The organism is Cupriavidus necator A5-1 (genome assembly GCF_000744095.1).
Classification (GTDB): domain Bacteria; phylum Pseudomonadota; class Gammaproteobacteria; order Burkholderiales; family Burkholderiaceae; genus Cupriavidus; species Cupriavidus necator_A.
Window position 1 is genome coordinate 1,437,322 of the sequence record NZ_JQLI01000008.1, and the last position, 23,418, is coordinate 1,460,739.

Genomic DNA, 23,418 nt, shown 5'->3' on the forward strand with positions numbered 1-23,418 from the left:
TCAGTCTAGGGAGATCTTGGCGGCGGCGGCAATGCGCTTGTTCTTGGCCACTTCGCTCTTGATCTGGGCGGCAAAGTGCGCCGGGGTGTCGCCAACCGTGGTGGCGCCGAGCTTCTCCAGCTTGGCCTTCACTTCCGGCATGGCCAGCACCTTGATTGCGGCGGCGTTGAGCTTGCCCTGGATATCGGCCGGCAGGTTGGCAGGCGCGATCAGGCCGAACCAGGCGGCGTCGTTGACTTCGCCCAGGCCCAGCTCGGCAAAGGTCGGCACGTTGGGCAGCGCGGGCACGCGCTTGGGCGCGGCCACTGCCAGGGCGCGAAGCTTGCCGCCTTCGATGAACGGCAGCGACGACGGCAGGTTGTCGAACAGCACCTGCACCTGGTTGGCCAGCGCGTCGTTCAGCGCCGGGCCCACGCCCTTGTACGGCACGTGCAGCAGTTCGGTCTTGCTGCTCATCTTGAACAGTTCCCCCATCATGTGCGAGACGCTGCCGTTGCCGGCCGAGCCATAGGCCAGCTTGTTCGGCTGCGACTGAGCCAGTGCGATGAAGGACTTCATGTCGGTGGCCTTGACCGCCGGGTTGATGCTCATCACGTTGGGCACCGAGGCCAGGTCGGTGATGGTGGTGAAGTCCTTGGTTGCATCGTAGGACAGGCGCGGGTAGACCGCAGGGTTGATACCGTGGGTCGAGGCGGTGGCGATGCCCAGCGTGTAGCCGTCCGGCGCGGCCTTGGACAGGAAGGTGGTGCCGATGCTGCCGCCGGCGCCGCCGCGGTTGTCGACCACCACGGGCTGGCCCATTTGCTGGCCGAGCTTGTCGGCGACGATGCGCGCGACGATATCGGTAGTGCCGCCGGCCGGGAACGGCACTACCAGCGTGATCGGCTTGTTCGGGTAGCCGGGCTGGGCGACGGCGCTGAAGGAAATGCCGGCGGCGACAGCGGCCGAAGTGGCGGCCAGGACTCGGAGAAGATGGCGACGTTGCATGACGGTTTTATGGGGAAGAGGGTGGAGGGCGGAAGGCGGAATGGCGGAACAAAGTGGTTTTCACGATTCTGCGCGTTCGGGCAAGCCCGTCGCAAACGAAATAAAATCCCTAGCTCATTCCATCTGGTCGTGAAGTAGAGGTGAATTATGCGACGCTTATGTCCGTCGCTGACCGAGTTGCAGGCTTTTGAAGCCGCCGCCCGCCACAACAGTTTTACCGTGGCCGCGCGCGAACTGCATGTCACGCAGGGCGCGGTGAGCAAGCAGGTGCGCAGCCTGGAGGCTTACCTCGGCGTGGAGTTGTTCGAGCGCGTGCGCCAGCGCCTGGTGCTGACCACCGCGGGGCAACGCTACCTCGAACGCATCGGCCCGAGCCTGAGCGAGCTGGAGGCGGCCACGGTCGAGCTGATGGCGAGCCAGGGCCGCGGCGGCGTGCTGCATATCGCCAGCATGCCGACGCTGGGCGCCAAGTGGCTGATCCCGCGCCTGCCGCAGTTCTTCTCGCGCCATCCGGAAGTCACGCTGGAATTCGTGCCGCATGCGCAGGGCTACGATTTTTCCGAGCCTGACCTGGACGCGGCGATCCGTTTCGGCGACGGCGTCTGGCCGGGCAGCCTGGCCGACTACATGACCGGGCGCGAGGTGCTGCCGGTATGCCGCCCGGGCCTGCTGGCCAACCAGCCCGACGGCGTGGCACCCACGCCGGCCGCGCTGCTGCGCTATCCGCTGCTGCACCACACCACCGTGCCCGAAGCCTGGCCCGACTGGTTCGCCACGCTGGGCGTGCCCACGCGGCAGGCATGGAGCGGGGCGCGCTTCGACCAGTTCTCGCTGCTGACCCAGGCGGCACTGTCGGGGCTGGGCATCGCGCTGATCCCGCGCTGCCTGATCGAGGAAGAACTGGCCACCGGCGCGCTGGTGGTGGCGCATCCGGCGCAGGTGCTGGCGAGGAAGGGCTACTACCTGTGCTATCCGGAGCAGAAGCAGCACCTGCCGGCGCTGCGCACGTTTCGCGAGTGGGTGATGGAGGGGGCGGACCTGGCTGGCGCGCGGCCGTCGGCGCCAGCGTCCGGACAGGAGGGCCCTGCGCCGGCGTGATGGAAGAAAAGGGTGCTGCCGCTACTTCGACAGCACCTTCATCGCCTGCTCGAGCCCGGCCAGCGTGACAGGGTACATGCGGCCCTTCATCAGCTGGTTGATCACGGTGATGGACTGGCGGTACTGCCACAGGCCTTCCGGCTCGGGGTTGAGCCAGACGAAGTGCGGGAACTGCTCGGTCATGCGGTTCAGCCACACCGCGCCGGCCTCGGCGTTGTTGTACTCGACCGAGCCGCCCGGCTGCAGGATCTCGTACGGGCTCATGGTGGCGTCGCCGACGAAGATGATCTTGTAGTCGGGCGTGTACTTGTGCAGCAGGTCCCAGGTGGCCAGCTTTTCAGCGTGGCGGCGGCGGTTGTTCTTCCACACGTAGTCGTACAGGCAGTTGTGGAAGTAGTAGTACTCCAGGTGCTTGAACTCGGTCTTGGTGGCCGAGAACAGTTCCTCCACGCGCTTGATGTGGTCGTCCATCGAGCCGCCCACGTCCATCAGCATCAGCACCTTGACCTTGTTGTGGCGCTCGGGCCGCAGCTTGATGTCGAGCAGGCCGGCGTTGGCCGCGGTGGAATGGATGGTGTCGTCCAGGTCCAGTTCGGTGTCGGCGCCTTCGCGTGCGAAGCGGCGCAGCCGGCGCAGCGCCACCTTGATGTTGCGCGTGCCCAGTTCGACCTGGTCGTCGTAGTCCTTGTAGGCGCGCGTCTCCCACACCTTGATCGCGGTGCGGTTGCCCTTGGAGGGACCGCCGATGCGGATGCCCTCGGGGTTGTAGCCGCCGTGGCCGAACGGCGAAGTGCCGCCGGTGCCGATCCACTTGTTGCCGCCTTCGTGCTTCTCCTTCTGCTCTTCGAGCAGTTGCTTGAGGCGCTCCATCAGCTTGTCGAGGCCGCCCATGGCCTCGATCTTGGCCTTTTCCTCGGGCGACAGCTCGCGTTCCAGCGTCTTCTGCAGCCAGTCGAGCGGGATGTCCGACTTCCAGTCGACCAGGCTCTCCACGCCCTTGAAGTAGGCGGCGAAGGTCTGGTCGAACTTGTCGAAGTGCTTCTCGTCCTTGACCAGCGTCATGCGCGACAGGTAGTAGAACTCGTCGATCGACGGCGAGATGACCTGGGCCTTGAGCGCTTCCAGCATGGTCAGGTATTCCTTGACCGAGACCGGCAGCTTGGCGTGGCGCAGCGAGAAGAAGAAATCGATCAGCATGATGCCTCGCTTCGGGGGGACTCGGCGCGCGGCCGCTCGAGCTGGAATTGCAGATGTTGACGCACCGTCGGCCATTCGCTGGCGATGATCGAAAACACCACGGTGTCGCGCAACGAGCCATCCGGCATGCGCTGGTGGTTGCGCAGCACGCCGTCCTGCTTGGCGCCCAGGCGCGCGATCGCGGCGCGGCTCTGCTGGTTCATCCAGTGCGTGCGGAACTCGACGGCGATGCATTCGAGATGGTCGAAGGCGTGGCCCAGCAGCATCAGCTTGCATTCGGTGTTCAGCGGCGTGCGCTGGACTCGACGGGCATACCAGGTCGAACCGATCTCGACGCGCCGGTTGGCGGCGTCGATATTCATGAAGGTGGTCATGCCCGCCAGCTCGCCCGCGGCATCGCGCACCGCGAACGGCAGCATCGAGCCTTGCTCTTGCAGGCCCAGGCGCCGCGCGATCTCGGCTTCCATGCGCTCGGGCGCGGGCACGCTGGTGTACCAGAGCTTCCACAGCTCGCCGTCGGCGCTGGCGGCGCGCAGGCCCTCGGCGTGTTCGGGGCGCAGCGGCTCCAGCGTGGCGTGACGGCCGACCAGCGTGATGGGTTTGGCGAACGCGGTCATGACGGGAATCGCCTCAGCGGTTGGCGCGGTTCATGAACACCAGGCGCTCGAACAGGTGCACGTCCTGCTCGTTCTTCAGCAGCGCGCCGTGCAGCGGCGGGATCGCGGCCTTCTTGTCCGGGCTCTTCAGCGCCTCGGGCGGGATGTCCTCGGCCATCAGCAGCTTGAGCCAGTCGATCAGCTCGGAGGTCGACGGCTTCTTCTTCAGGCCCGGCAGGTTGCGCATCTCGTAGAACGATTCCAGCGCCGCGGCGACCAGCTCGCGCTTGATGCCCGGGTAGTGCACGTCGACGATCTGCTGCATGGTGTCGGCGTCCGGGAACTTGATGTAGTGGAAGAAGCAGCGGCGCAGGAAGGCGTCGGGCAGTTCCTTCTCGTTGTTCGAGGTGATGATCACCAGCGGGCGGTGCTTCGCCTTGACCAGTTCACGCGTCTCGTAGACGTAAAACTCCATGCGGTCGAGTTCGCGCAGCAGGTCGTTGGGGAATTCGATGTCGGCCTTGTCGATTTCGTCGATCAGCAGCACGACCTGCTCGTCGGCCTCGAAGGCCTGCCACAGCACGCCCTTGACGATGTAGTTGCGGATGTCGTGCACGCGGTCGTCGCCCAGCTGCGAGTCGCGCAGGCGCGAGACGGCGTCGTACTCGTACAGGCCCTGCTGCGCCTTCGTGGTCGACTTGATATGCCATTGCTGCAGCGGCATTCCCAGCGCGGCGGCCACTTCCTCGGCCAGCATGGTCTTGCCGGTGCCGGGCTCGCCCTTGATCAGCAGCGGACGCTGCAGCGTGCGCGCGGCGTTGACGGCCAGCTTGAGGTCGTCGGTGGCGACATACTGGTCACTGCCCTCGAATTTAACCTGCTGGGCGGAGGGTGCTTGGGCGGAAGCGTTGGCGGTGTTTGACATGAGGCAACCTGAGGTGACGGCCGTGGAGCGGCCGGGTTGGCGTGTGGCGCAGTCTCTTCGCGCTGTCACGCGCGCTTTCATTATTGGAAACAGGGGCCGGAGCCGTGCGCCCGTGGCGGCGCCGCGGCAGCGGCTGCGAACGGTCGTGCGGATTCCTCGAATGGGCCAGTATAAAAGACCTTTGCGGTTCGTGTTGGGACTGGCTGACGGCACGGCCCTGGCCGGCCCCGGTCGCTGGACTGGCAGGTGCCGCCTGCTGTACAATGCGGCGGTTTGACGCGCCCCCACGTCCAGTTTCCTAGTATCCGGCAGTCCGCGTTCAGAAGTCCCAGCGGCCCTTCCGGGTCGCGGCGATTGCGAGAGGTGGTTCCAGAATGGTGTTCCACATCACGGCAAGCAACCGGATGCGACATGTCTGGCGGGTTGCACCTCGGCAATCCCACGGCTGCCAGGCTCCCCGCAGAAGCATTCTGAAACCGTCTCCGCCCGGCAGGGCAGGTCACGCACGGTTTAACTTCCAATCCGCTAAGACAATGAAAAAGCTCCTCACGATGGTGGTGCTGGGCGCGGCTGCAACGGTCGCGCAGGCACAGGAAGTCAAGGGCAATGGAGACGCTGCCAAGGACAAGGTTGCAATGTGCATCGGATGCCACGGCATTCCGGGCTACCGTGCGTCGTTCCCCGAGACCTATGAAGTGCCGCTGCTGGGCGGGCAGAGCGCCAAATACATCGAGAACGCGCTCAAGGCCTACCAGAAGGGCGAGCGCAAGCATCCGACCATGCGCAGCATCGCTGCGTCGCTGACCGAGCAGGATATCGCCAACGTCGCTGCCTACTACTCGCAGCAGAAGGCCGGTACGCAGAACAACTCCCTCAAGTAAGAGACCCCATGAAGACGCTCAAGACGCTTTCGTTCGCGCTCGGCGCACTCGTGCTGGGTGCTGCCGCCATGCCGGTCTCGGCCGCCGACCTCGCCAACGGCAAGGCGCTGGTGGAAAAGGGTGCCTGCGTGGCCTGCCACGGTGCCGGCATGAACAAGCCGATCTCGCCCGAGTACCCGAAGCTCGCCGGCCAGCATGCCGATTACCTGTACCACGCGCTGCTGTCCTACCAGGTGTCGGGCAGCCCGCTGGTGGGCCGCTCCAACGCGATCATGGCCGGCCAGGTCAACGCCAACCCGGCCGTGACCGGCAAGGATGGCAAGCCGCGTCCGTTCACCCGCAAGGAGCTAAAGGACATTGCCGCCTACATCGAGTCGCTGCCTGGCGATCTGGTGCTGAAGAAGTAAGCCGGCGCGCGGCACCTGCCGCTCAAACGGAAATAAAGCCGCTTCATCGAAGCGGCTTTATTTTTGCGCGGCTCAGTTGCCGCTGCCCGGCACCAGCCGGCGCTGGCGCACCGACTCGGCCAGGCCCTCGAGCACCGTGACCGAGTCGTCCCAGCCGATGCAGGCATCGGTCACGGACTGGCCGTAGGTCAGGTTCTCCACCGGCGTGCCCTGCACGTGGTCCTGGCGGCCCGCCACCAGGTGCGATTCGACCATCACGCCGATGATGCGCTCATCGCCACCGGCGATCTGGCGGCCGATGTCTTCGCACACCGGGATCTGGTTCTCGTGCTTCTTGCTGCTGTTGGCATGCGAGGCATCGATCATCAGTCGCGAGGCCAGGCCGGCCTTGGCGATGGCGTCGCAGGCTTCCTGCACGCTGGCGGCGTCATAGTTGGGCGCCTTGCCGCCGCGCAGGATCACGTGGCAGTCCTCGTTGCCGGAGGTCGACACGATCGCCGAGTGGCCGCCCTTGGTCACCGACAGGAAATGGTGCGGCTGCGACGCGGCCTTGATCGCGTCCACGGCGATCTTGACGTTGCCGTCGGTGCCGTTCTTGAAGCCCACCGGGCACGACAGTCCCGACGCGAGCTCGCGGTGCACCTGCGATTCGGTGGTGCGCGCGCCGATCGCGCCCCAGCTGACCAGGTCGGCGATGTACTGCGGGCTGATCATGTCCAGGTACTCGGTGCCCGTCGGCACGCCCATCTCGCTGATGTTCAGCAGCAACTCGCGCGCGGTGCGCAGGCCGTCGTTGATCTTGAAGCTGCCGTCCATGTGCGGGTCGTTGATCAGGCCCTTCCAGCCCACGGTGGTGCGCGGCTTCTCGAAGTACACGCGCATCACCACTTCCAGCTCGCCGGCGAAACGGTCGCGCTGGACCTTGAGCAGCTTGGCGTAGTCCAGCGCGGCGCGGGTGTCGTGGATCGAGCAGGGGCCGATGATGACGATCAGTCTGTCATCCATGCCGTGCAGGATGCGGTGCATGGCCTGGCGCGCGCCGTAGATCACGTCCGAGGCCTTTTCGGAGCAGGCAAACTCGCGGATCAGGTGCGCGGGCGGCAGCAGTTCCTTGAGTTCGCGAATGCGCAGGTCGTCGGTGTTCTTCAGCATGATGGCTCCAGGATTTCTGTGAGGTCGTGGGAGTGGGGAATCGGGGTTTTGGGGCACTTCGGCAAACAGGTATAAAAAAACCGCCAGGGTCGCTGGCGGTTTCTTTTGTATTCGGGGCGCTGCTTACAGCCGTCCCTCCCTATCCGCCAGCGGTGTGAGATCGCTAAAGAAGTAAAAGTAAAACTTAGCGGACATGGCGGAAAAAGGCGTTGGCTTGGGTCAGCTTGAATCGATTTGGTCGGTAGGCGCCGAATTTATGCTGCACTGCGTAGCAGAAAGGCAGGAAATTGCGCGCCGGTGGACGATTTTTCGCGGTGCGTCCGTTGCTTGTCACACAGCGAAGCATCTTTATAGCGCCTTTTGAAAATGTTGGCAAGTGTCGGCGACGCGGCGTTCTTTCGCAACGGCCGTGGGCTGCGGCCATGGCGCGTCGCGCCAATGAAAAACGGGACCGTGCAGGTCCCGTTTTTCGTGTCGCGCAGAGGCGTCAGGCGGTGCCGCCCACCGTCATGTTTTCGATGCGCAGCGTCGGCTGCCCCACGCCCACCGGCACGCTCTGCCCTTCCTTGCCGCACACGCCCACGCCCGAATCCAGGCGCATGTCGTTGCCGATCATGGTGACGTCCTTCAGCGATTCCGGGCCGTTGCCGATCAGCGTCGCGCCCTTGACCGGGTAGCTGATCTTGCCGTCCTCGATCACGTACGCCTCGCTCGCCGAGAACACGAACTTGCCGTTGGTGATGTCGACCTGGCCGCCGCCGAAGTTGACCGCGTACAGGCCCTTCTTGACGCTGGCGATGATCTCCTTCGGATCCTTGTCGCCGTTGAGCATGTAGGTGTTGGTCATGCGCGGCATCGGCAGCGCGGCATAGCTTTCGCGGCGTGCGTTGCCGGTGACCGGCATCTTCATCAGGCGCGCGTTGAGCGTGTCCTGGATATAGCCGCGCAGGATGCCGTCCTCGATCAGCGTGGTGCACTGGGTCGGGTTGCCTTCATCGTCCAGGTTGAGCGAGCCGCGGCGGTTGGCCAGCGTGCCGTCGTCGACCACGGTCACGCCCTTGGCCGCGACGCGTTCGCCCATGCGGCCGGCAAAAGCCGACGAGCCCTTGCGGTTGAAGTCACCCTCCAGCCCGTGGCCGACCGCTTCGTGCAGCAGCACGCCGGGCCAGCCCGGGCCGAGCACCACGGTCATCGCGCCGGCCGGGGCGGGGCGCGCATCCAGGTTGACCAGCGCCGACGACACCGCCTCGTCCACGTAGGTCTGCAGCAGGTCGTCGGTGAAGTAGCCGTAGGCATAACGGCCGCCGCCACCGGACGAGCCGATCTCGCGGCGCCCGCCCTGTTCGGCGATGACCGTGACCGAAACGCGCACCAGCGGGCGCACGTCGGCGGCGAACACGCCGTCGCTGCGCGCCACCAGCACCACGTCGTACTCGCCGGCCAGGCCCGCCATCACCTGCACCACGCGCGAGTCCTTGGCGCGCGCCATGCGCTCGATGCGTTCGAGCAGCGCTACCTTCTCGGCCGCGCTCATCGAGTCGAGCGGGTCGTTGGGCGCGTACAGATTGCGCCCGGCGTGCGTGGCCAGCTCGCCGGCGACCTTGATGCGGCCGCTGCCGGCGCGGCCGATGGTGCGCGTGGCCGCTGCCGCCTGCGACAGCGCCGGCAGGCTGATTTCATCCGAGTAGGCGAAGGCGGTGCGGTCGCCCGAGACCGCGCGCACGCCCACGCCCTGGTCGATGCTGAAGCTGCCCGACTTGACGATGCCTTCTTCCAGGCTCCAGGCCTCGTTGCGGGTGTACTGGAAGTACAGGTCCGCGTAGTCGACCTTGTGCGTGAAGATATCGGCCAGCACGCGCTGGAGCTTGGCTTCATCCAGGCCGTACGGCGCCAGCAGCAGTTGCTGCGCGGTGGCCAGGTTGCGGATTCCGAGATCGCCGGCGTTCATGAAATGTCCTTTCTGCTTTGGGTCGTGCCGGCTTGCTCTCTGTCTTGCCGGCGCGTGAAAATCCGTGGGCGGGCGCCCGCAGGCCCCGCGATTGCGTACATGCTACAGCACCCTGTGTCGCAGCGCCGGCAGGTTCTGCCGGACCTCGTCCAGGCGTGCCGGGTCGATGACACCGCCGACCACGCCTTCACCCTCGGGCAACATGGCCAGCACTTCGCCCCAGGGATCGACCAGCATGGAATGGCCCCAGGTGCGCCGGCCGTTCTCATGCTTGCCGCCCTGTGCGGCGGCCAGCACATAGCACTGGTTCTCGATGGCGCGGGCGCGCAGCAGGATCTCCCAGTGCGCCTGCCCGGTGGTGTAGGTGAAGGCGGCGGGCATCAGAATCAAGCTGGTGCCTTCGCCCGCTGCCAGTCCGCGGTAAAGCTCCGGAAAGCGCAGGTCGTAGCACACCGACATCGCCACCCGGCCGCACGGCGCATCGAAGCTGACCGGCGTGCGGCCGGCCAGGATGGTGCGCGACTCGTCATAGTTCTCGGCGCCGCGGGTGAAGCCAAACAGGTGGATCTTGTCGTAGCGCGCCACGCGCTCGCCGCACGGGTCGAAGGCGAGCGAGGAGTTGTAGACGCGCGCCGGATCGTCGCACCACATCGGCAGCGTGCCGCCCACCAGCCAGATGCCGTGGCGGCGCGCCGCGTCGGCCAGGAACTGCTGCACCGGGCCGTCGCCGTCGCGCTCGCGCACGGCGATCTTGTCGGATTCGGACCGGCCCATCATGCAGAAGTACTCGGGCAGCAGCACCAGTTGCGCGCCGCTGGCGGCGGCCTCGGCGATCAGCGCGTCGGCGCGTGCGAGGTTGGCATCGAGCGACGTGCCGGTGACGGTCTGGACCGCGGCAACGCGAAACGGGGCGGGCGCTGTCATGGGCGTTGGTTTCCTCTGTGGACGGCGAAGGTTCACCGGAAAAGCAGGTTCACACCAAGAAAATCAGCGCGGGAAGGCCGGATCCGCGCGGTTCTGGAAGGTCGTTCCTCGCGCCATATTGTCCTCCACTTTGCCGATCTGCGGGTTGGCCCAGCTGCCGGTGATGTGGTAGTGCTGGGTGAACATCTTGGAGAACTCGTCGGCGAACAGCAACTGGGCGGCCAGCGTGCCGATGCCCAGCGCCGGGTTGATAAACGCGGCGGCGACCGAGGTGGACGTGGCGTTGATGCGCGGCACCACGTCCACGCGCAGGTCCTGCGTCTCGCTCAGCAGGTTGGCGGTGCCGGCCATGCTGGCGGTGATCTGCGGGCTGCGGAGCTGGAATTCCTCGATCGTGCCGATGCCGTTCTCGATGGTGCCGGTGCCGGCAATGCGGTCGAACAGCAGCCCGCGCCCGGACAAGGTGCGGAAATCCAGCGTGGCAAAGCGCAGCAGCCCTTGCAGGCTGAGCACGCCCAGCAGCCGCGCCGCGCCCGGCTCCACGCTCAGGATCTGGCCGTTCTCCAGTTCCAGCGACAGCTTGCCGGACAGCGTCGGGTAGTCGATCGACAGCGGCGAGCCGCGCCAGGCCACGCGCCCCTCCAGCTTGCCCTTGCCATCCTGCAGCGTGTGCGCCAGGCCCAGGCGGTCGAGCGTGGCGCCGGCGTCGCGGATATCGATGGCAAACGACAGCAGCGTGCGGCGCTCGGCGTTGCCATCGGCGCGCAGGCGGCGCGGCACGCGCCAGCTGCCGCTGCCGGTGAGCGTGGCGCCGGGCTGCTCGATCTGCAGCTTGTCCAGCGTCCAGACCGGGTCGGCGCCGCTCATGCCGGTATGCGCCTTGACCTCGAGCTTGCCGAAGTCTTTCCCGCGCAGCATGAACTGGTCGGCCACCAGGTCGATCGCGGGCAGGTCGTCGATGCTGCTGGCGAGCGCGTCCACCACGTTATGTTCGTCGCTGGCATCGGGCACGTTCAGGCGCGACAGGCGCAGCTGCAGCGATCCGGACGCCGAAGGCCCGGCCGGGCGCCACTGTACCGCGCCGGCGACCTGGCGCGAGTCGACCTTTGCGTTCCAGCCGTCGCCCTCGCGCGTCGCGTCCAGCGTTACATCATCCAGCGTGCGGCCCATGCCGTGCAGCGTGCGCGCGCGCAGCGCGATGCGGCCGGGTAGGAACGGCGAGGGCGTCCCGGCGGCGTTGCCGTTGGCGGCGGTCGTGGCGAAGGCGGCGCGCCAGGCGTCGATATCGAGCTGCTCGAAGGTGGCTGCGGCACTGACGCCGGCCGCCGGCGGCGGCGCCGCCTGCTGCACCCCGATGCCGCCGGCGAGCACCTCGATGCCGTTGCTGCCGCCATTCTGGTCGCGGCGCAGCAGGTAGCGCGCGTTGAGCGCGTTGCCCAGTTGCACCACCAGCTCGTCGGTGCCGGCGCGGGCCGCGCCGCCGGCCGGGCGCAGGTCCACCCGCAGCGGCAGGTCGTGCGCCGCAGCCTTGGCCAGCGGCGCGGGCAGGCCGATCGCCATGCCGTTGAGTCCGGAGCTGAGCTGCACCTGCAACTGGCGCTGCGGGGCATCGCCGACGGTGCCGATCACCACGCTGTAGCCGGTGCTGCCTTCGAGGCGCGCCGCCAGCGGCGCCAGCGCCGAGCCCGCGGCCGCCTCGCGCAGCCCGGCCGCAGAGGCGTTGCCGCTGGCGCTTACGCGCGTGGCGCCGTCGGGCTGGGTGCCGCCGCCCAGCCGCACCTCGCCGCCCAGGAAGCGCGCGCGCAGGTTTTCCAGCCCGAAGCCGTGCTCGTTGAACGTGATGGTGCCGTTGGCGTTGCCCAGCAGCGGCATCTGCAGGCTCAGCACGACATCGTTGCCCGGGAAGTGGAAGCGGCCCTCGACCTTGGCCGCATTGGCGTGTTCCAGCGGCATGTCGAGCTTGAGCCCGAGTTCGCCGTTTCCGTGCGCGCGCGCCGCATCGGCCACGCGCGCGGTCCATTCGCGCACCGGCGAGGTGGCGATATAGCGCAGGAAGCCCTGCACGGGGCCGCTGGCGCCGCCATCGATCACCAGCCGGCCGTGCTCGCTGAGATCGTCGATGCGCCCGCTGACGTCCTGCAGCGTGACGCCGGGGATATCCTGCACCGCCGCTCGCTTCGCCAGGAAGGTCATGCCGCCGCGATCGAACACCACCTGTCCGGCGATGTCGGTAAAGTCCGGCCACAGCGGGGCGCCGCCGGCCGTGCCCGTGGCGGTCTCGTGCGGGGCGATCTGGTAGCGCACATGTTCGATCGGCACCTCGACGCGGAACTCGCCCGCCTTCTCGTGCGGGGCGTGGAACGGGAAGTGCGCCAGGTCGCCCTTGAGCACGAAGCGCACGTTGGCCGCCTCGCCGGCCGCCAGCGCGCCGGCCAGGTAGTGCCGCGTGCCGGCCGGGATCGACAGCGGCAGGTAGCGCGGCACGCGCGCCACCTGGGCGCGGGTCATCTCGCCGCTCAGGTCGGCGATGCCGGAGCCGTCGTCGCCGCCTTCACGCCAGGTGCCGCCTACCGTGCCCGCTGCGTCGGCATTGGCGAAGCGAATGCCGTCCAGCGTCACCGCCAGCTTGCCGCCGGTGTGGGTCCAGCGCACGTCGCCGCCGATCTGGTCGAAGGGCAGGCGTGGCTCTTCAAAGAGGCCGGGCAGCGTCAGTGCCGCACCATTGCCTTCGAAACGGACATTGCCCTGCTGGTCATCAAAGGCGAAGGTTCCGGACAGGTTCGAGAAGCCGGGCGTGCCCAGCCGCGGCCTGCCGTTGGCGCGCAGCGCGGGCACCGCCGGCTGGCCGTTGACCGAGACGTTGCGCAGCGTCCCCTGCACCTTGTAATGCGCCTTGCCGTCGCGGCGATCCAGCATGCCGGTGCGCTCGCGGCTCCAGCTGACGTTGAGGTTGTCCAGGTGGCCGGCCGGCTGCAGCGCGCGCAGCCGGCGCAGCACCGCCGTGTCCAGCGGCATCGAGGTGGCCAGCGCGCGCACCGTGTTCAGGTCCAGCGTGGGCGCCTTGAGCGAGAACTTGCGCAGGCTGCCGTCGTTGTTGCTGGCCCAGCCCAGCGTGACCTTGCGCATGCCTTCGCGCCAGGTGCTGTCGCCGGCAGCGGCCTGCCCGTCGCCGTCGGCGGGCTGCCATAGCAGCGTGTCGACGGTCAGCAGGTTGCTGCCGTCGCGCTCGGTCCGGTGCAGCAGGAAGGCCTGCGCGTTGGCCAGCCGCAGTGGCGCGGCGGCGCCGGCCAGCTGCAGGTCGACGCCGCTGGTGCGCAGCCGGGTCTGGCTGCGCACGATGCGGCCCTCGCGGAATTCGATGCTGCCGTCGGTGCTGAAGGTGCCGCTGGCGACGCGCTCGAACATCGCCAGGTAGCGCTGCAGCACCGGCAGCTGCAGCTGGCTGAGGTCCCAGGTGGCCTGGCCGGTCCAGTAGCGCCAGTTGCCGGCGCTGTGCAGGTAGTCGTTGCGGAAGGTGGACTGCACCACCAGCGGGCGTGGGCCCAGCGCCGGCGAGCGCGCTTCCAGCGTCACGGCATGGCGCGCGCCAACGCGGCGGGCGTCGAACCGGATTTCGCCCACGTCGAGCTGCGGCAGCCTGGCCTTCTCGTCGAGCCAGCGCAGCTTGCCGCCCGACAGCGAGACCCGGCCCTGCGACATCAGCCAGCCCAGGAAGCGGTCGTCGTCCTGCTGGCCGCCGGCGGAGTCCACCAGCATGCCGCCGACCAGCAGCCGGCCTTCAGGCGTGCGGCGTACCAGCACGTCCGTGCCGGTGGCGCTGAGCGTGACGAACTGCAGGTTCATGCTGAACAGCGAGCGCCACGCCAGCTTGCCGTCGAGCGTGGCGGAGGCGAGCAGCACGCGGCGCTGGGCGTCCACGGCGCGCAAGTCCCCCGCGCGGAAGGCCGGGTGCCAGCCGTCCCAGTAGGTATCGAGCTTGCCGATGCTGACCTTTGCCGACAGCGCCACCGAGGCGCGCTCTTCCAGCCACTGGCGCGCGGTGGATGCCTGCGGCCACAGCACGAAGCGGATCAGCAGGCCCACCACCAGCGCCAGCACGGCCAGCACCAGCGCCAGGCGCACCAGCGCGCGGCCCAGCCCGCGCCAGAACGGATGGCGCACGGCGGCGGCCGTCGCGCGCAGGCCGGCCTTCACGCCCGCACGCGCCAGTCCGCCGGCGCGCGCAAAGGCGGACGCCTTGCGCGGGGCGCCAGGGGCATCGATGTGGGGGGAAGCCGCGGGATGTGAGGAGGAAGCCAGCGTAGCGGCGGCCTCGTGCCCACCCACACCGCTATTGGGGGGAGAACCGTCAGCGGGTTGTGGGGCGCGGCTGGACATGCGCAGATTATCCGACAATACTAGCCGCTCTCCAATCTGGTGCCCGGCCGGCTAAAACAAGAATGCGTACGTGGCGCGAGCCAAGCCTGCGCACGTGGCGCACAGCCTTCACTATGATGACGCGCCTGATGCGCGTGCAGGAAAACACCGGCGCAGGCCGCACCTTTTCTCGCATTTCAAATACTGGAATGACTGCCTCTGACCCGACGAGTTCCGCCGCCGGCGGCGCCACCGACCAACATGGCGCGCTCGCCACACCGGCACCTGCGGGGCAGGGCCCCGCCACCATGGCCACCGGCGCCTTTGCCACCACCGTGGCGCAGGGGCCGGAGCCCGCCGACGGCGGTGGTCAGCTCGGCGGCCACGTATTGTACTCGGCTGCGTATTCGCATTACGCGCGCCGCATCGTCCAGGCCCGCGCGGACCTGCCCGCCATCCTCGCCGATGCCGCCACGCGGCCGCTGACGCGCGCCTGGATCCAGGCGCGCCTGCAGGCGCTGCACGAGCCCTCGGCCGATGCCGAAGAGGCCGCCAAGCGGGCGCTGCGCCGCCTGCGCGCCGAGGTCATGTGCGTGGTGATCGAGCGCGACCTGCGCGGCCTGGCCACGCTGGGCGAAGTCACCGGCGCCATGACCGACCTGGCCGAGCTGGCGATCCAGCATGGCCTGGCGATGCTGGGCGCCGACCTGGCCGCGACCTTCGGCCGCCCGGTCGGCGCCAGCGGCGAGGTGCAGGAGCTGGTGGTGGTCGGCATGGGCAAGCTCGGCGGGCGCGAGCTGAACGTATCGTCCGATATCGACCTGATCTTCCTCTATGACGAGGATGGCGAGACCCGGGGCGGCTCGCGCAGCCTGTCCAACCACGAGTACTTCATCAGGCTGGGACGCCGGCTGATCAACCTGCTCGCCGACGTGACCGGCGACGGCTATGTGTTCCGCGTCGACATGCGCCTGCGCCCCAACGGCGACGCCGGCCCGCTGGCGTGCAGCCTGGGCATGCTGGAGGAATACCTGGTGGTGCAGGGCCGCGAGTGGGAGCGCTATGCCTGGATCAAGGGCCGCGTGGTGTCGGCGCTGGACACGCCGCACGCGCAGCGCACCGCCAGCCTGCTGGCGCGCCTGACCATGCCGTTCGTGTTCCGCCGCTACCTGGACTACGGCGTGATCGAGGCAATTCGCTCGCTGCACGCGCAGATCCGCAGCGAAGCCGCCAAGCGCAGCGGCGGGCTGGCCGGGCACGGCGTCAACCAGCGCTCGTTCAATATCAAGCTGGGCCGCGGCGGCATCCGCGAGATCGAGTTCATGGCGCAGGTGTTCCAGCTGATCCGTGGCGGCCAGGATCCGGCGCTGCGCGTGCGGCCCACGCTGGAAGTGCTGGCGGTCGCGGTCGAGCGCGGCCTGCTGCCCGCCGGCCAGGCCGAGCAGCTCGGCGATGCCTACCGCTTCCTGCGCCAGCTCGAACACCGGCTGCAGTATCGCGACGACGCCCAGACCCACCACCTGCCGACGTCGCCCGATGAGCAGCTGGCGGTGGCGCGGATGATGGGCTGCGCCGACTGGCAGGCACTGCTGGCGCGCCTGGCGGCGCTGCAGGAGCCGGTGGCGCAACAGTTCGAGGCGACCTTCTCGGATCCCGATGCCGCCCCCTGCGAGGCGCTGTGGCCGGGCATCGTGTTCGACGATAACGCCGCGCAAGCGCAGGACAACCCGGAACAGGAGCAGGACGACGCGGCCTGCGACGATGGCGCGGCGCCCTGCAATCGCCTGCAGGCCGCCGGCTTCACCGACTGCACCGGGCTGCTCGACCGGCTGCGCGCGATCGCGTCGTCGCTGCGCTACCGCGCGCTGTCCGAGTCCAGCCGTGCGCGCTTCGACCAGCTGGTGAACCGCGCGCTCGACCTGGCCGCGCGCCAGGAAGACGCCGACAGCACCATCGCCCGCTTTATCGATTTCCTGGAGGCGATCAGCCGTCGCGCCTCGTACCTGTCCCTGCTGTCCGAGTACCCGCAGGCGATGGACCGCGTCGCGCAGACGCTGCATGCCTCGCGCTGGGCCGCGGCCTACCTGACGCGCCATCCGCAGCTGCTCGACGAGCTGCTCGACAGCGACGCGCTCGCTGGCCCGCCGGACTGGGCCGCGTTCCGCAAGCGGCTGCACGAACGGCTGCTCGCCGCCGAGGGCCAGGTCGAGCACCAGATGGATATCCTGCGGCGCGAGCATCATGCCGAGACCTTCCGCGTGCTGCTGCAGGACCTGCAGGGCATGCTGACGGTGGAGCAGGTGGCCGACCGCCTGTCCGACCTGGCCGATGCCATGCTCGAAGCCACGCTGGAGACGGTCTGGCGCCAGCTCGCCACGCGCCACCGCGACACGCCGCGCTTCGCGGTGATCGCCTACGGCCGGCTGGGTGGCAAGGAACTGGGCTACGCCTCGGACCTCGACATCATCTTCCTCTACGACGACGAGCACGAGCGCGCGCCCGATGTCTACGCCGCCTACGCGCGCCGGCTGATCACCTGGCTGACCAGCCATACCGCGGCCGGCGCGCTGTTCGACGTCGACACGCGGCTGCGCCCCAATGGCGCCGCGGGCCTGCTGGTTACCAGCTTCGACGCCTTCCGCCGCTACCAGCTGCGCGAAGGCGACAATACCGCGTGGGTGTGGGAGCACCAGGCGCTCACGCGCGCGCGCTACTGTGCCGGCGACGCTGCCATCGGCGACCGCTTCGAGGCGCTGCGCGGCGAGGTGCTGTGCCAGCAGCGCGACGCTGCCGCGCTGCGCGACGAGATCGTGCAGATGCGCCGCAAGGTGGCCGAGGGCCATCCCAACCCGACCGACCTGTTCGACCTGAAGCACGACCGCGGCGGCATGGTCGATATCGAGTTCACGGTGCAGTACCTGGTGCTGCTGCACAGCCGTGCCCATCCGCAGCTGACGCGCAATGCCGGCAATATCGCGCTGTTGCGCGAGGCCGGCGAACTGGGGCTGATCGATGCCACGCTGGCGCTGGCGGTGGGCGATGCCTACCGGCTGTTCCGCGCGCGCCAGCACCAGTTGCGGCTCGACGGCCAGGCGCACGCGCGCGTGGCGCCGGCCTCGGTGGCGCCGCAGACCGCGCAGGTGCACGCGCTGTGGCGGGCCGTGTTCGGTGAGGACTGAAAGCGCGGCTGGGCGGCCCGTGCCCGCCGGCGCATCGTGGCCGGGCTTGCTGGCCGCGATTGCGCTGGTGTGGGCGCTGTCGGCCTGGTTCACCTTCATGCCGTGGTGGCATGCGCACGGCCTTTACCTGCGCGACGCGGTGCGGCTGGAGGGCCAGTGGTGGCGGCTGGCGAGCGCCATGTGGGTACACCTGGACTGGCGCCATTGGCTGGCCGACGCGCTCGCGGCCACCGGCCTGCTGGCGCTCGCGGGCCGCGTCGCGCGGGCGCGCGCCATGCTGCTGGTGCTGATCGTCTGCGGCATTGCGGTGCAAGCCGTGCTGCTGCGCATGCCGGCGATCGGCTGGTATGGCGGGCTGTCCGGTGCGCTGCACGGGCTGGCCGTGTGGGGCGCGCTGGGGCTGCTGCGCGCGCCGGGCTTCTCACGCGCGCTGGGTGTGCTGCTGTGCCTGGGCGTGCTGGTCAAGGTCTGGCTGGAGCAGTCGTGGCTGGCGCCGGTGGTGTTCGAGCCGGCGCTGGGCTTCGGCGTGGTGCGCGCCGCGCATGCGGCGGGCGCCGTGGCCGGGTTGCTGTGTTGGGTGTTGCAGGAGTGGTGGCTGGCCCGGCGGCCGGCGGCAGGCGCCGGCGACGCCTGACCGGCAGCGCCCGCGCGCCACGCTTCAGGGCTCAGGCACGCCGCCGCAGTGCAAAGCCCAGCAGGCCCGACAACGCCAGCAGCAGCGCGCTCCAGACCGGCACCGCGCCGCCGCCGCCACCGCCGGACGCGGTAACCACCGCTGCTGCCGCGGGTGGCGCCGACACCGCCGCCACCAACGCCGCGTCGGCATCGAGCAGCCCCGCGCCGCACACACCGGGGTTGGTGGTGCAGAAGGTGCCGGACGGATGCGGCCGCGCCGAAGCTTTCAGCGCCGTGGTCACCTGCGCCGGGGTCAGCGACCCGTTCACCGCAAACATCATCGCCACCACGCCCGACACCATCGGCGCCGCAAAGCTGGTGCCCTGCGACGACGACACGGTGTACGCGCCCACCGAAGTCTGGCCGAGGTTGCTCAGCGTGCGGATCACAGACGGCGTCACCGTGCACTGACCGTTCAGCACCCGCGAATTGCCGCACCCGCCGCCGGGCGCGCTGATGGCGACCTGCGGGCCGACGTTGGCATAGGTGGCGTTCTCGCCGTCGTTGGCATGCGCGGTAACGGCGATCACGCCGCTGCAGTCGGCCGGCGCTTCCACCGCGCCGCGGTTGTTGCCCGCCGCGGCCACCACGACCACGCCGCGCGCGTTCAGGTCGTTGACGGCCTGCTGCTCGATGCTGCTGCAGGTGCCGCCACCCAGGCTGATATTGATCACGCGCGCGGGCGTCGGGTTGGCCGGCACGTCGGGCACCGGCAGGCCACCGGCCCAGCGTATGGCGTCGACGGTATCGGACAGCAGCGCGCCGCAGCGCCCCGACACGCGCACCGGCAGGATGCGCGCATTCCAGTCGACGCCGGCGATGTCCTGGGCGTTGTCGGTGAGCGCGCCCAGCACGCCCGCCACGCGCGTGCCGTGCCAGCTGTTGGACGTGGCCTCCTGTTCCGGCGTGGAGCTGCCGGGGCAGGTGAAGCCCACCGGCACGTTGTCGCCGGCATCGGTGGCATCGCCGTCGCGGCCGTCGCCGTCATTGGAGATGGTGCTGCTGCTGATGAAGTCATAGCCCGGCAGCAGCCGCCCGGCCAGGTCGGGGTGGGGCAGCGTGCCGGTATCGACCACCGCGATCACCACACCGGTGCTGCCGCGCGTGCGGTCCCAGGCGCGCGGCAGGTTGGCGCCGCCGACAGCAGTGCCGGTGCCCATCAGGTAAGGCTGGTTGACGCGGAACTCGGGGTCGTTGGGCAGGGTGTCGTGCAGCCGCAGCCAGCGGTCGGGCACGGCATCGGCCACGCGCGGGTCCTGGCGCAGGCGCGCCGCGGCCGCTTCGGGGTCGGCGGCGAGTTCGGCCGGCACCTGCAGCAACTGCAGGTTGCCGCTCATCGGGCGGCGCAGCGTGACCGCGATGCCGGTGCGCTCGCGCAGTTGCTGCAGGTTGTCCTTGGGAGCGCCCGTTGCTGTCGAGGCCGGGTCCTTGCCGGCGCTGGTGGGGTCGGTGACGGAGGTGGAGCCATCGCGCCAGCGCACGATGATATTACCGGTGTAGGCCTGGGCGCCCGGCGCGGCAAGCGCTCCGGTCGCCGGCACCGCGCCGCAAATGGCGATTGCGGTGAGGAGGGCTACCCGCCAGCGGCGGGCCGGCAGGCATCGACGGAAGAAGACGGACTGCGCGTTGGATTGCGGCATGTATTCCTCCTGGGGCGCCGGCCGGCGGGGACGGTGCGGGGCATGCTATGTAGCGAATACGATCCTGGCCGATAGCGCAAGGGCTACCGAGGGCTTAGAACTCGTCTCTTCCGGACAACGCCGGAGCGCCGTCAGCTCTGCGGCATGTCGCGGCTGGTGGGCATTTTCCGGTTGGGCTTGATCAGGCGGTCGGGCTCGGCGGTGTCGATGCGTGGCGTGGCGCGCAGCGTGTCGACGGCCTGGTCGATGGTCGCCTCCGGCAACGGCGAGATTGCCGTCACCAGCCAGACGCCATCCGACATCGGGCGTTTGACCACGAAGCGGATCGGCCCCTTGATCTCGGCCAGCAGCTTGCCGGCGTCTTCGGACATATTCACCGTGGGCGGCTTGAAGCGGACCATGATGTCGCCGAGCGAGCGGTCGTCGCTGATGCTGCCCGGCGGCGGGGCGTAGGCCTTGGACTGGGCCTGGCAGCCGGACAGCGCCAACAGTGCCGCCGAGGCGGCGGTGGCGATCGCCAGCACGGCGCGCAGGGATGCCCGGGGGCGATGCCGGAAGCCGGCTTGCGGCGCTTGGCGGGTCATGGTGAAGCTCCTGTCAGTATCGGGTGGGCGGCCGCCGCGCAGGGCGGCCGTGGGCGGGCAGCGGGGCGATCAGCCGGCGGCGCGGCGGCCGCGCCGGCCTTCCTTGGCGCCCGCTCCGCGCACGGCCTGGCTCGCCAGGTTGACCTGGCTGTCGGCCATGCCTTGCGCAAGCATTTCCTCGGCATGCTGCAGCGTGGTCGCGGTGACGGTGGCGCCGCCCAGCATGCGGGCGGTCTCGACCACGCGGCCGGCGGGATCGAGCACGCGGATGCGCGAGCGCGTGACCGAGCCGTCGCCTGCGTCGGTGGTTTCCTTGCTGACCAGCAGGTGCGTGCCGGCCTGTGCGGCGACCTGGGGCAAGTGTGTCACGCACAGCACCTGGCGCGCACGGCCCAACTCCTGCAGGCGCCGGCCAACCACCTCGGCGACCGCGCCGCCGATGCCGGTATCGACTTCGTCAAAGATCAGCGTGGGCGTGGGCGACGCTTCGCTGGTGATCACCGAGATCGCCAGGCTGATCCGCGCCAGTTCCCCGCCGGAGGCCACCCGGGCCAGTGGCCGCGCGCTGACGCCGGCATGGCCGGCAACCAGGAACTCGACCTGTTCGAGCCCGTAGCTCTGGCCTTCCTCGAGTGCGTTCAGCGCGGTGACAAAGCTGCCGCCGGCCATCGACAGGCCCTGCATGGCCTCGGTGACCGCGGCCGACAGCGCTTGCGCCGCCTGCTGGCGGGCGTGGCTCAGGTGTTGCGCCAGCGTCAGGTAGGCGGCCTTGGCCGCGGCCTCGCGCGCCATCACCTTGTTCAGGTCCTGGGCGGCCTGCAGGTCGTCGAGCTGCTGGCGGCGCGCGGTCAGTTCGTCGGGCAGTTGTTCGGGCGGCAGGCGGTACTTGCGCGCGGTGGCGTGCAAAGCCTGCATCCGCTCTTCCACCACCTGCAGCCGCTCGGGGTCGAGTTCGAGCCGGTCGACATAGCGCGTCAGCGAGTGCGCGGCTTCCTCGGCCTGCATCTGGGCGGGTTCGAGCGCGGCCAGCACGTCGCGCAGCGCCGGGTCGAGATCGGCCAGCTGCTGCAGCTTGTGCACGATCGTGTTCAGCGCCGACAGCACCGAGCCGTCAGCCTCGGACAGCGCGTCCAGCGCGGCGCGGCTGCCGTCGATCAGGCCAGCGGCGTGCGACAGGCGGTTGTACTCGGACTGGATTTCTTCCCACTCGCCCGGCTGCGGGTTGAGCTTGTCCAGCTCGCCCACCTGCCATTCCAGCCGCTCGCGCTCGAGCTGCATTTCGCGCGACTGGTGCTCGACCGCCTCGCGCTGGCGCACGCAGGCACGCCACGCGCGCCAGGCCTCAGCCACGGCACCGGCCTGCTGGGTCAGCCCGGCATGGGCGTCGAACAGCAGGCGCTGGGCGTCGGGGCGCAGCAGCAGCTGGTGCGCGTGCTGGCCGTGGATGTCGACCAGCTGGTCGCCGACTTCGCGCAGCTGCGCCAGCGTGGCGGCGGCGCCGTTGATAAAGGCCTTGCTGCGGCCGCCAGCATCGACGGTACGGCGCAGCAGCACGCTATGCACGCCGTCTTCCGCGTCGCCGTTGAGTTCGCGCTCGGCCAGCCAGGCGTCCAGCGCCGGGTGGGTCGAGAAGGTGGCGCCGACGCTGGCGCGCGGGGCGCCTTCGCGCACCACGCCGGCATCGGCGCGCTCGCCCAGCACCAGGGCCAGGGCATCGATCAGGATGGACTTGCCGGCGCCGGTTTCGCCGGTGAAGACTGTGAAGCCGGAAGTGAAATCCAGGTCGAGCGTGTCGACGATGACGAAATCGCGGATGGACAGGCTGCGCAGCATCGTGGCGTGAGGGGGTGTCGGTCCGGTGGGTCGGGCTCGGGCTGGGGGGCGGCTCAGAGGCGGTTGTCTTCGGACGGATACTCGTGCCAGTGCAGCTTCTTGCGCAGCGTGGCGTAGTAGTTGTAGCCGACCGGGTGCAGCAGGTTGATGTGCTTCTGCGAGCGCCGCACCACGATGCGGTCGCCCGGCAGCAGCGAGGTCAGCGACTGCATGTCGAAGTTGACGCTGGCGTCGCGCGCGCTGGCCACTTCGATGGTGACCTCGGCGTCGTGCGGCAGCACGATCGGGCGGTTCGAGAGCGCGTGCGGGGCGATCGGCACCAGCACCACGCCGGACAGCGTAGGATGCAGGATCGGGCCGCCGGCTGACAGCGCGTATGCGGTCGAGCCGGTGGCGGTCGACACGATCAGGCCGTCCGAGCGCTGGTTGTACATGAAAAAGCCGTCCACCGACACCGCCAGCTCGACCATGCCGGAAATGCCCGAGCGGTTCACCACCACGTCGTTCAGCGCCAGCGCGGAGAAGATGTCCATGTCGTCGCGCACCACGCGCGATTCCAGCAGCAGCCGGGTCTCGGCCTCATAGCGGCCGTCGAGCATGTCGGGCAGTACCGTATGCGCGTCTTCCAGCGCGATATCGGTCATGAAGCCGAGCCGCCCGTGGTTGACGCCGATCAGCGGCACGTCGTGGCCGGCCAGCTGGCGCGCCAGGCCCAGCAGGGTGCCGTCGCCGCCCAGGACCACGGCGACGTCGGCCTGCTCGGCGATCTCCTCGGCGGACAGGGCCGGGTAGCCGGTCAGCCCGGTGGCCAGCGCGGTCTCGCGCTCGAACACCACATCCTGGCCGTTGCGCAGGATATAAGAGGCGATCTCCTCCAGCGGCCCTTCGATGCCGGCGGTGGAATACCGGCCCACCAGGGCAACGGTCTTGAACGGAGTGCGCAGCGCGCTGTCTTTCGGGGGGGCGGACATGCCGGGATTAGACCATACCGCCGTGATCGTTGTCAGCATGCCGGGTGCGGAACCCGGCGCCGGGC

General features: G+C 69.1%; 17 protein-coding genes. 5 read left to right on the forward strand and 12 right to left on the reverse strand.

The features are described from left to right. Complete coding sequence (locus K307_RS30795; protein ID WP_042884743.1) at positions 1–987, reverse strand: Bug family tripartite tricarboxylate transporter substrate binding protein; 987 nt, start codon at positions 985–987, stop codon at positions 1–3. 147 nt (positions 988–1,134) lie between these two features. On the opposite strand from K307_RS30795, the gene K307_RS30800 reads away from it, so the two are divergent. Continuing rightward, complete coding sequence (locus K307_RS30800; protein WP_042884745.1) at positions 1,135–2,085, forward strand: LysR substrate-binding domain-containing protein; 951 nt, start codon at positions 1,135–1,137, stop codon at positions 2,083–2,085. 21 nt (positions 2,086–2,106) lie between these two features. Here K307_RS30800 and K307_RS30805 read toward each other — a convergent pair whose 3' ends face one another. The 3 genes from K307_RS30805 to K307_RS30815 are packed head-to-tail and all read right to left on the reverse strand — an operon-like array spanning position 2,107 to position 4,803. Further along, the gene (locus K307_RS30805; protein WP_042884747.1) at positions 2,107–3,282 is read right to left on the reverse strand and encodes a vWA domain-containing protein; all 1,176 of its coding nucleotides are present in this window, start codon (positions 3,280–3,282) and stop codon (positions 2,107–2,109) included. Next, the gene (locus K307_RS30810) at positions 3,276–3,899 is read right to left on the reverse strand and encodes a GNAT family N-acetyltransferase (protein ID WP_042884749.1); all 624 of its coding nucleotides are present in this window, start codon (positions 3,897–3,899) and stop codon (positions 3,276–3,278) included. Before K307_RS30810 ends, K307_RS30805 begins: the two co-directional genes overlap by 7 nt. A 13-nt stretch (positions 3,900–3,912) precedes the next feature. Then, positions 3,913–4,803, reverse strand: a complete 891-nt coding sequence (locus K307_RS30815; RefSeq protein WP_042884751.1) for an AAA family ATPase — start codon at positions 4,801–4,803, stop codon at positions 3,913–3,915. A 533-nt stretch (positions 4,804–5,336) separates the two neighbouring features. Between K307_RS30815 and K307_RS30820 the strand changes: the two genes are divergently transcribed. Continuing rightward, complete coding sequence (locus K307_RS30820; RefSeq protein WP_042884753.1) at positions 5,337–5,684, forward strand: c-type cytochrome; 348 nt, start codon at positions 5,337–5,339, stop codon at positions 5,682–5,684. 8 nt (positions 5,685–5,692) lie between these two features. Then, positions 5,693–6,091, forward strand: a complete 399-nt coding sequence (locus K307_RS30825; RefSeq protein ID WP_042884755.1) for a c-type cytochrome — start codon at positions 5,693–5,695, stop codon at positions 6,089–6,091. Positions 6,092–6,163: 72 nt separating this feature from the next. Here the strand turns inward: K307_RS30825 and aroG are convergent, their stop codons facing one another. The 4 genes from aroG to K307_RS30845 all read right to left on the reverse strand — a co-directional run bounded on the left by aroG (position 6,164) and on the right by K307_RS30845 (position 14,492). Next, complete coding sequence (gene aroG / locus K307_RS30830; protein WP_042884757.1) at positions 6,164–7,243, reverse strand: 3-deoxy-7-phosphoheptulonate synthase AroG; 1,080 nt, start codon at positions 7,241–7,243, stop codon at positions 6,164–6,166. Positions 7,244–7,730: 487 nt separating this feature from the next. Next, complete coding sequence (tldD, locus tag K307_RS30835; protein ID WP_042884759.1) at positions 7,731–9,191, reverse strand: metalloprotease TldD; 1,461 nt, start codon at positions 9,189–9,191, stop codon at positions 7,731–7,733. 102 nt (positions 9,192–9,293) lie between these two features. Beyond that, the gene (locus K307_RS30840; RefSeq protein WP_042884761.1) at positions 9,294–10,115 is read right to left on the reverse strand and encodes a carbon-nitrogen hydrolase family protein; all 822 of its coding nucleotides are present in this window, start codon (positions 10,113–10,115) and stop codon (positions 9,294–9,296) included. 63 nt (positions 10,116–10,178) lie between these two features. Further along, positions 10,179–14,492: a YhdP family protein gene (locus tag K307_RS30845; protein WP_080745270.1), complete on the reverse strand. Its 4,314-nt coding sequence runs from the start codon at positions 14,490–14,492 to the stop codon at positions 10,179–10,181. Between the two features lie 188 nt (positions 14,493–14,680). Between K307_RS30845 and glnE the strand changes: the two genes are divergently transcribed. Both glnE and rrtA read left to right on the forward strand, forming a co-directional pair. Beyond that, complete coding sequence (glnE, locus tag K307_RS30850) at positions 14,681–17,650, forward strand: bifunctional [glutamate--ammonia ligase]-adenylyl-L-tyrosine phosphorylase/[glutamate--ammonia-ligase] adenylyltransferase (protein WP_042887573.1); 2,970 nt, start codon at positions 14,681–14,683, stop codon at positions 17,648–17,650. Positions 17,651–17,747: 97 nt separating this feature from the next. Then, a complete protein-coding gene (gene rrtA / locus K307_RS30855) occupies positions 17,748–18,284 on the forward strand; it encodes a rhombosortase (RefSeq protein ID WP_155301401.1) in 537 nt (178 codons plus the stop codon). Positions 18,285–18,315: 31 nt separating this feature from the next. Here the strand turns inward: rrtA and mprA are convergent, their stop codons facing one another. The 4 genes from mprA to K307_RS30875 form a co-directional block, all read right to left on the reverse strand. Then, positions 18,316–19,965, reverse strand: a complete 1,650-nt coding sequence (gene mprA / locus K307_RS30860) for an MprA protease, GlyGly-CTERM protein-sorting domain-containing form (RefSeq protein ID WP_042884763.1) — start codon at positions 19,963–19,965, stop codon at positions 18,316–18,318. Between the two features lie 131 nt (positions 19,966–20,096). Next, the gene (locus tag K307_RS30865) at positions 20,097–20,549 is read right to left on the reverse strand and encodes a hypothetical protein (protein ID WP_080745272.1); all 453 of its coding nucleotides are present in this window, start codon (positions 20,547–20,549) and stop codon (positions 20,097–20,099) included. 69 nt (positions 20,550–20,618) lie between these two features. After that, a complete protein-coding gene (gene recN, locus K307_RS30870; protein WP_042884764.1) occupies positions 20,619–22,382 on the reverse strand; it encodes a DNA repair protein RecN in 1,764 nt (587 codons plus the stop codon). Positions 22,383–22,435: 53 nt separating this feature from the next. Beyond that, entirely contained in the window at positions 22,436–23,353 is a 918-nt protein-coding gene (locus K307_RS30875) for an NAD kinase (RefSeq protein WP_042887575.1), read from the reverse strand. Between the last annotated feature and the right edge of the window lie 65 nt (positions 23,354–23,418).

Excerpts from the sequence above, each read along its gene's own strand:
- K307_RS30795 (WP_042884743.1), bottom strand. The coding sequence starts at position 987 with ATGCAACGTCGCCATCTTCTCCGAGTCCTGGCCGCCACTTCGGCCGCT.
- K307_RS30800 (WP_042884745.1), top strand. The coding sequence starts at position 1,135 with ATGCGACGCTTATGTCCGTCGCTGACCGAGTTGCAGGCTTTTGAAGCC.
- K307_RS30805 (WP_042884747.1), bottom strand. The coding sequence starts at position 3,282 with ATGCTGATCGATTTCTTCTTCTCGCTGCGCCACGCCAAGCTGCCGGTC.
- K307_RS30810 (WP_042884749.1), bottom strand. The coding sequence starts at position 3,899 with ATGACCGCGTTCGCCAAACCCATCACGCTGGTCGGCCGTCACGCCACG.
- K307_RS30815 (WP_042884751.1), bottom strand. The coding sequence starts at position 4,803 with ATGTCAAACACCGCCAACGCTTCCGCCCAAGCACCCTCCGCCCAGCAG.
- K307_RS30820 (WP_042884753.1), top strand. The coding sequence starts at position 5,337 with ATGAAAAAGCTCCTCACGATGGTGGTGCTGGGCGCGGCTGCAACGGTC.
- K307_RS30825 (WP_042884755.1), top strand. The coding sequence starts at position 5,693 with ATGAAGACGCTCAAGACGCTTTCGTTCGCGCTCGGCGCACTCGTGCTG.
- aroG (WP_042884757.1), bottom strand. The coding sequence starts at position 7,243 with ATGCTGAAGAACACCGACGACCTGCGCATTCGCGAACTCAAGGAACTG.
- tldD (WP_042884759.1), bottom strand. The coding sequence starts at position 9,191 with ATGAACGCCGGCGATCTCGGAATCCGCAACCTGGCCACCGCGCAGCAA.
- K307_RS30840 (WP_042884761.1), bottom strand. The coding sequence starts at position 10,115 with ATGACAGCGCCCGCCCCGTTTCGCGTTGCCGCGGTCCAGACCGTCACC.
- K307_RS30845 (WP_080745270.1), bottom strand. The coding sequence starts at position 14,492 with ATGTCCAGCCGCGCCCCACAACCCGCTGACGGTTCTCCCCCCAATAGC.
- glnE (WP_042887573.1), top strand. The coding sequence starts at position 14,681 with ATGACTGCCTCTGACCCGACGAGTTCCGCCGCCGGCGGCGCCACCGAC.
- rrtA (WP_155301401.1), top strand. The coding sequence starts at position 17,748 with ATGCCGTGGTGGCATGCGCACGGCCTTTACCTGCGCGACGCGGTGCGG.
- mprA (WP_042884763.1), bottom strand. The coding sequence starts at position 19,965 with ATGCCGCAATCCAACGCGCAGTCCGTCTTCTTCCGTCGATGCCTGCCG.
- K307_RS30865 (WP_080745272.1), bottom strand. The coding sequence starts at position 20,549 with ATGACCCGCCAAGCGCCGCAAGCCGGCTTCCGGCATCGCCCCCGGGCA.
- recN (WP_042884764.1), bottom strand. The coding sequence starts at position 22,382 with ATGCTGCGCAGCCTGTCCATCCGCGATTTCGTCATCGTCGACACGCTC.
- K307_RS30875 (WP_042887575.1), bottom strand. The coding sequence starts at position 23,353 with ATGTCCGCCCCCCCGAAAGACAGCGCGCTGCGCACTCCGTTCAAGACC.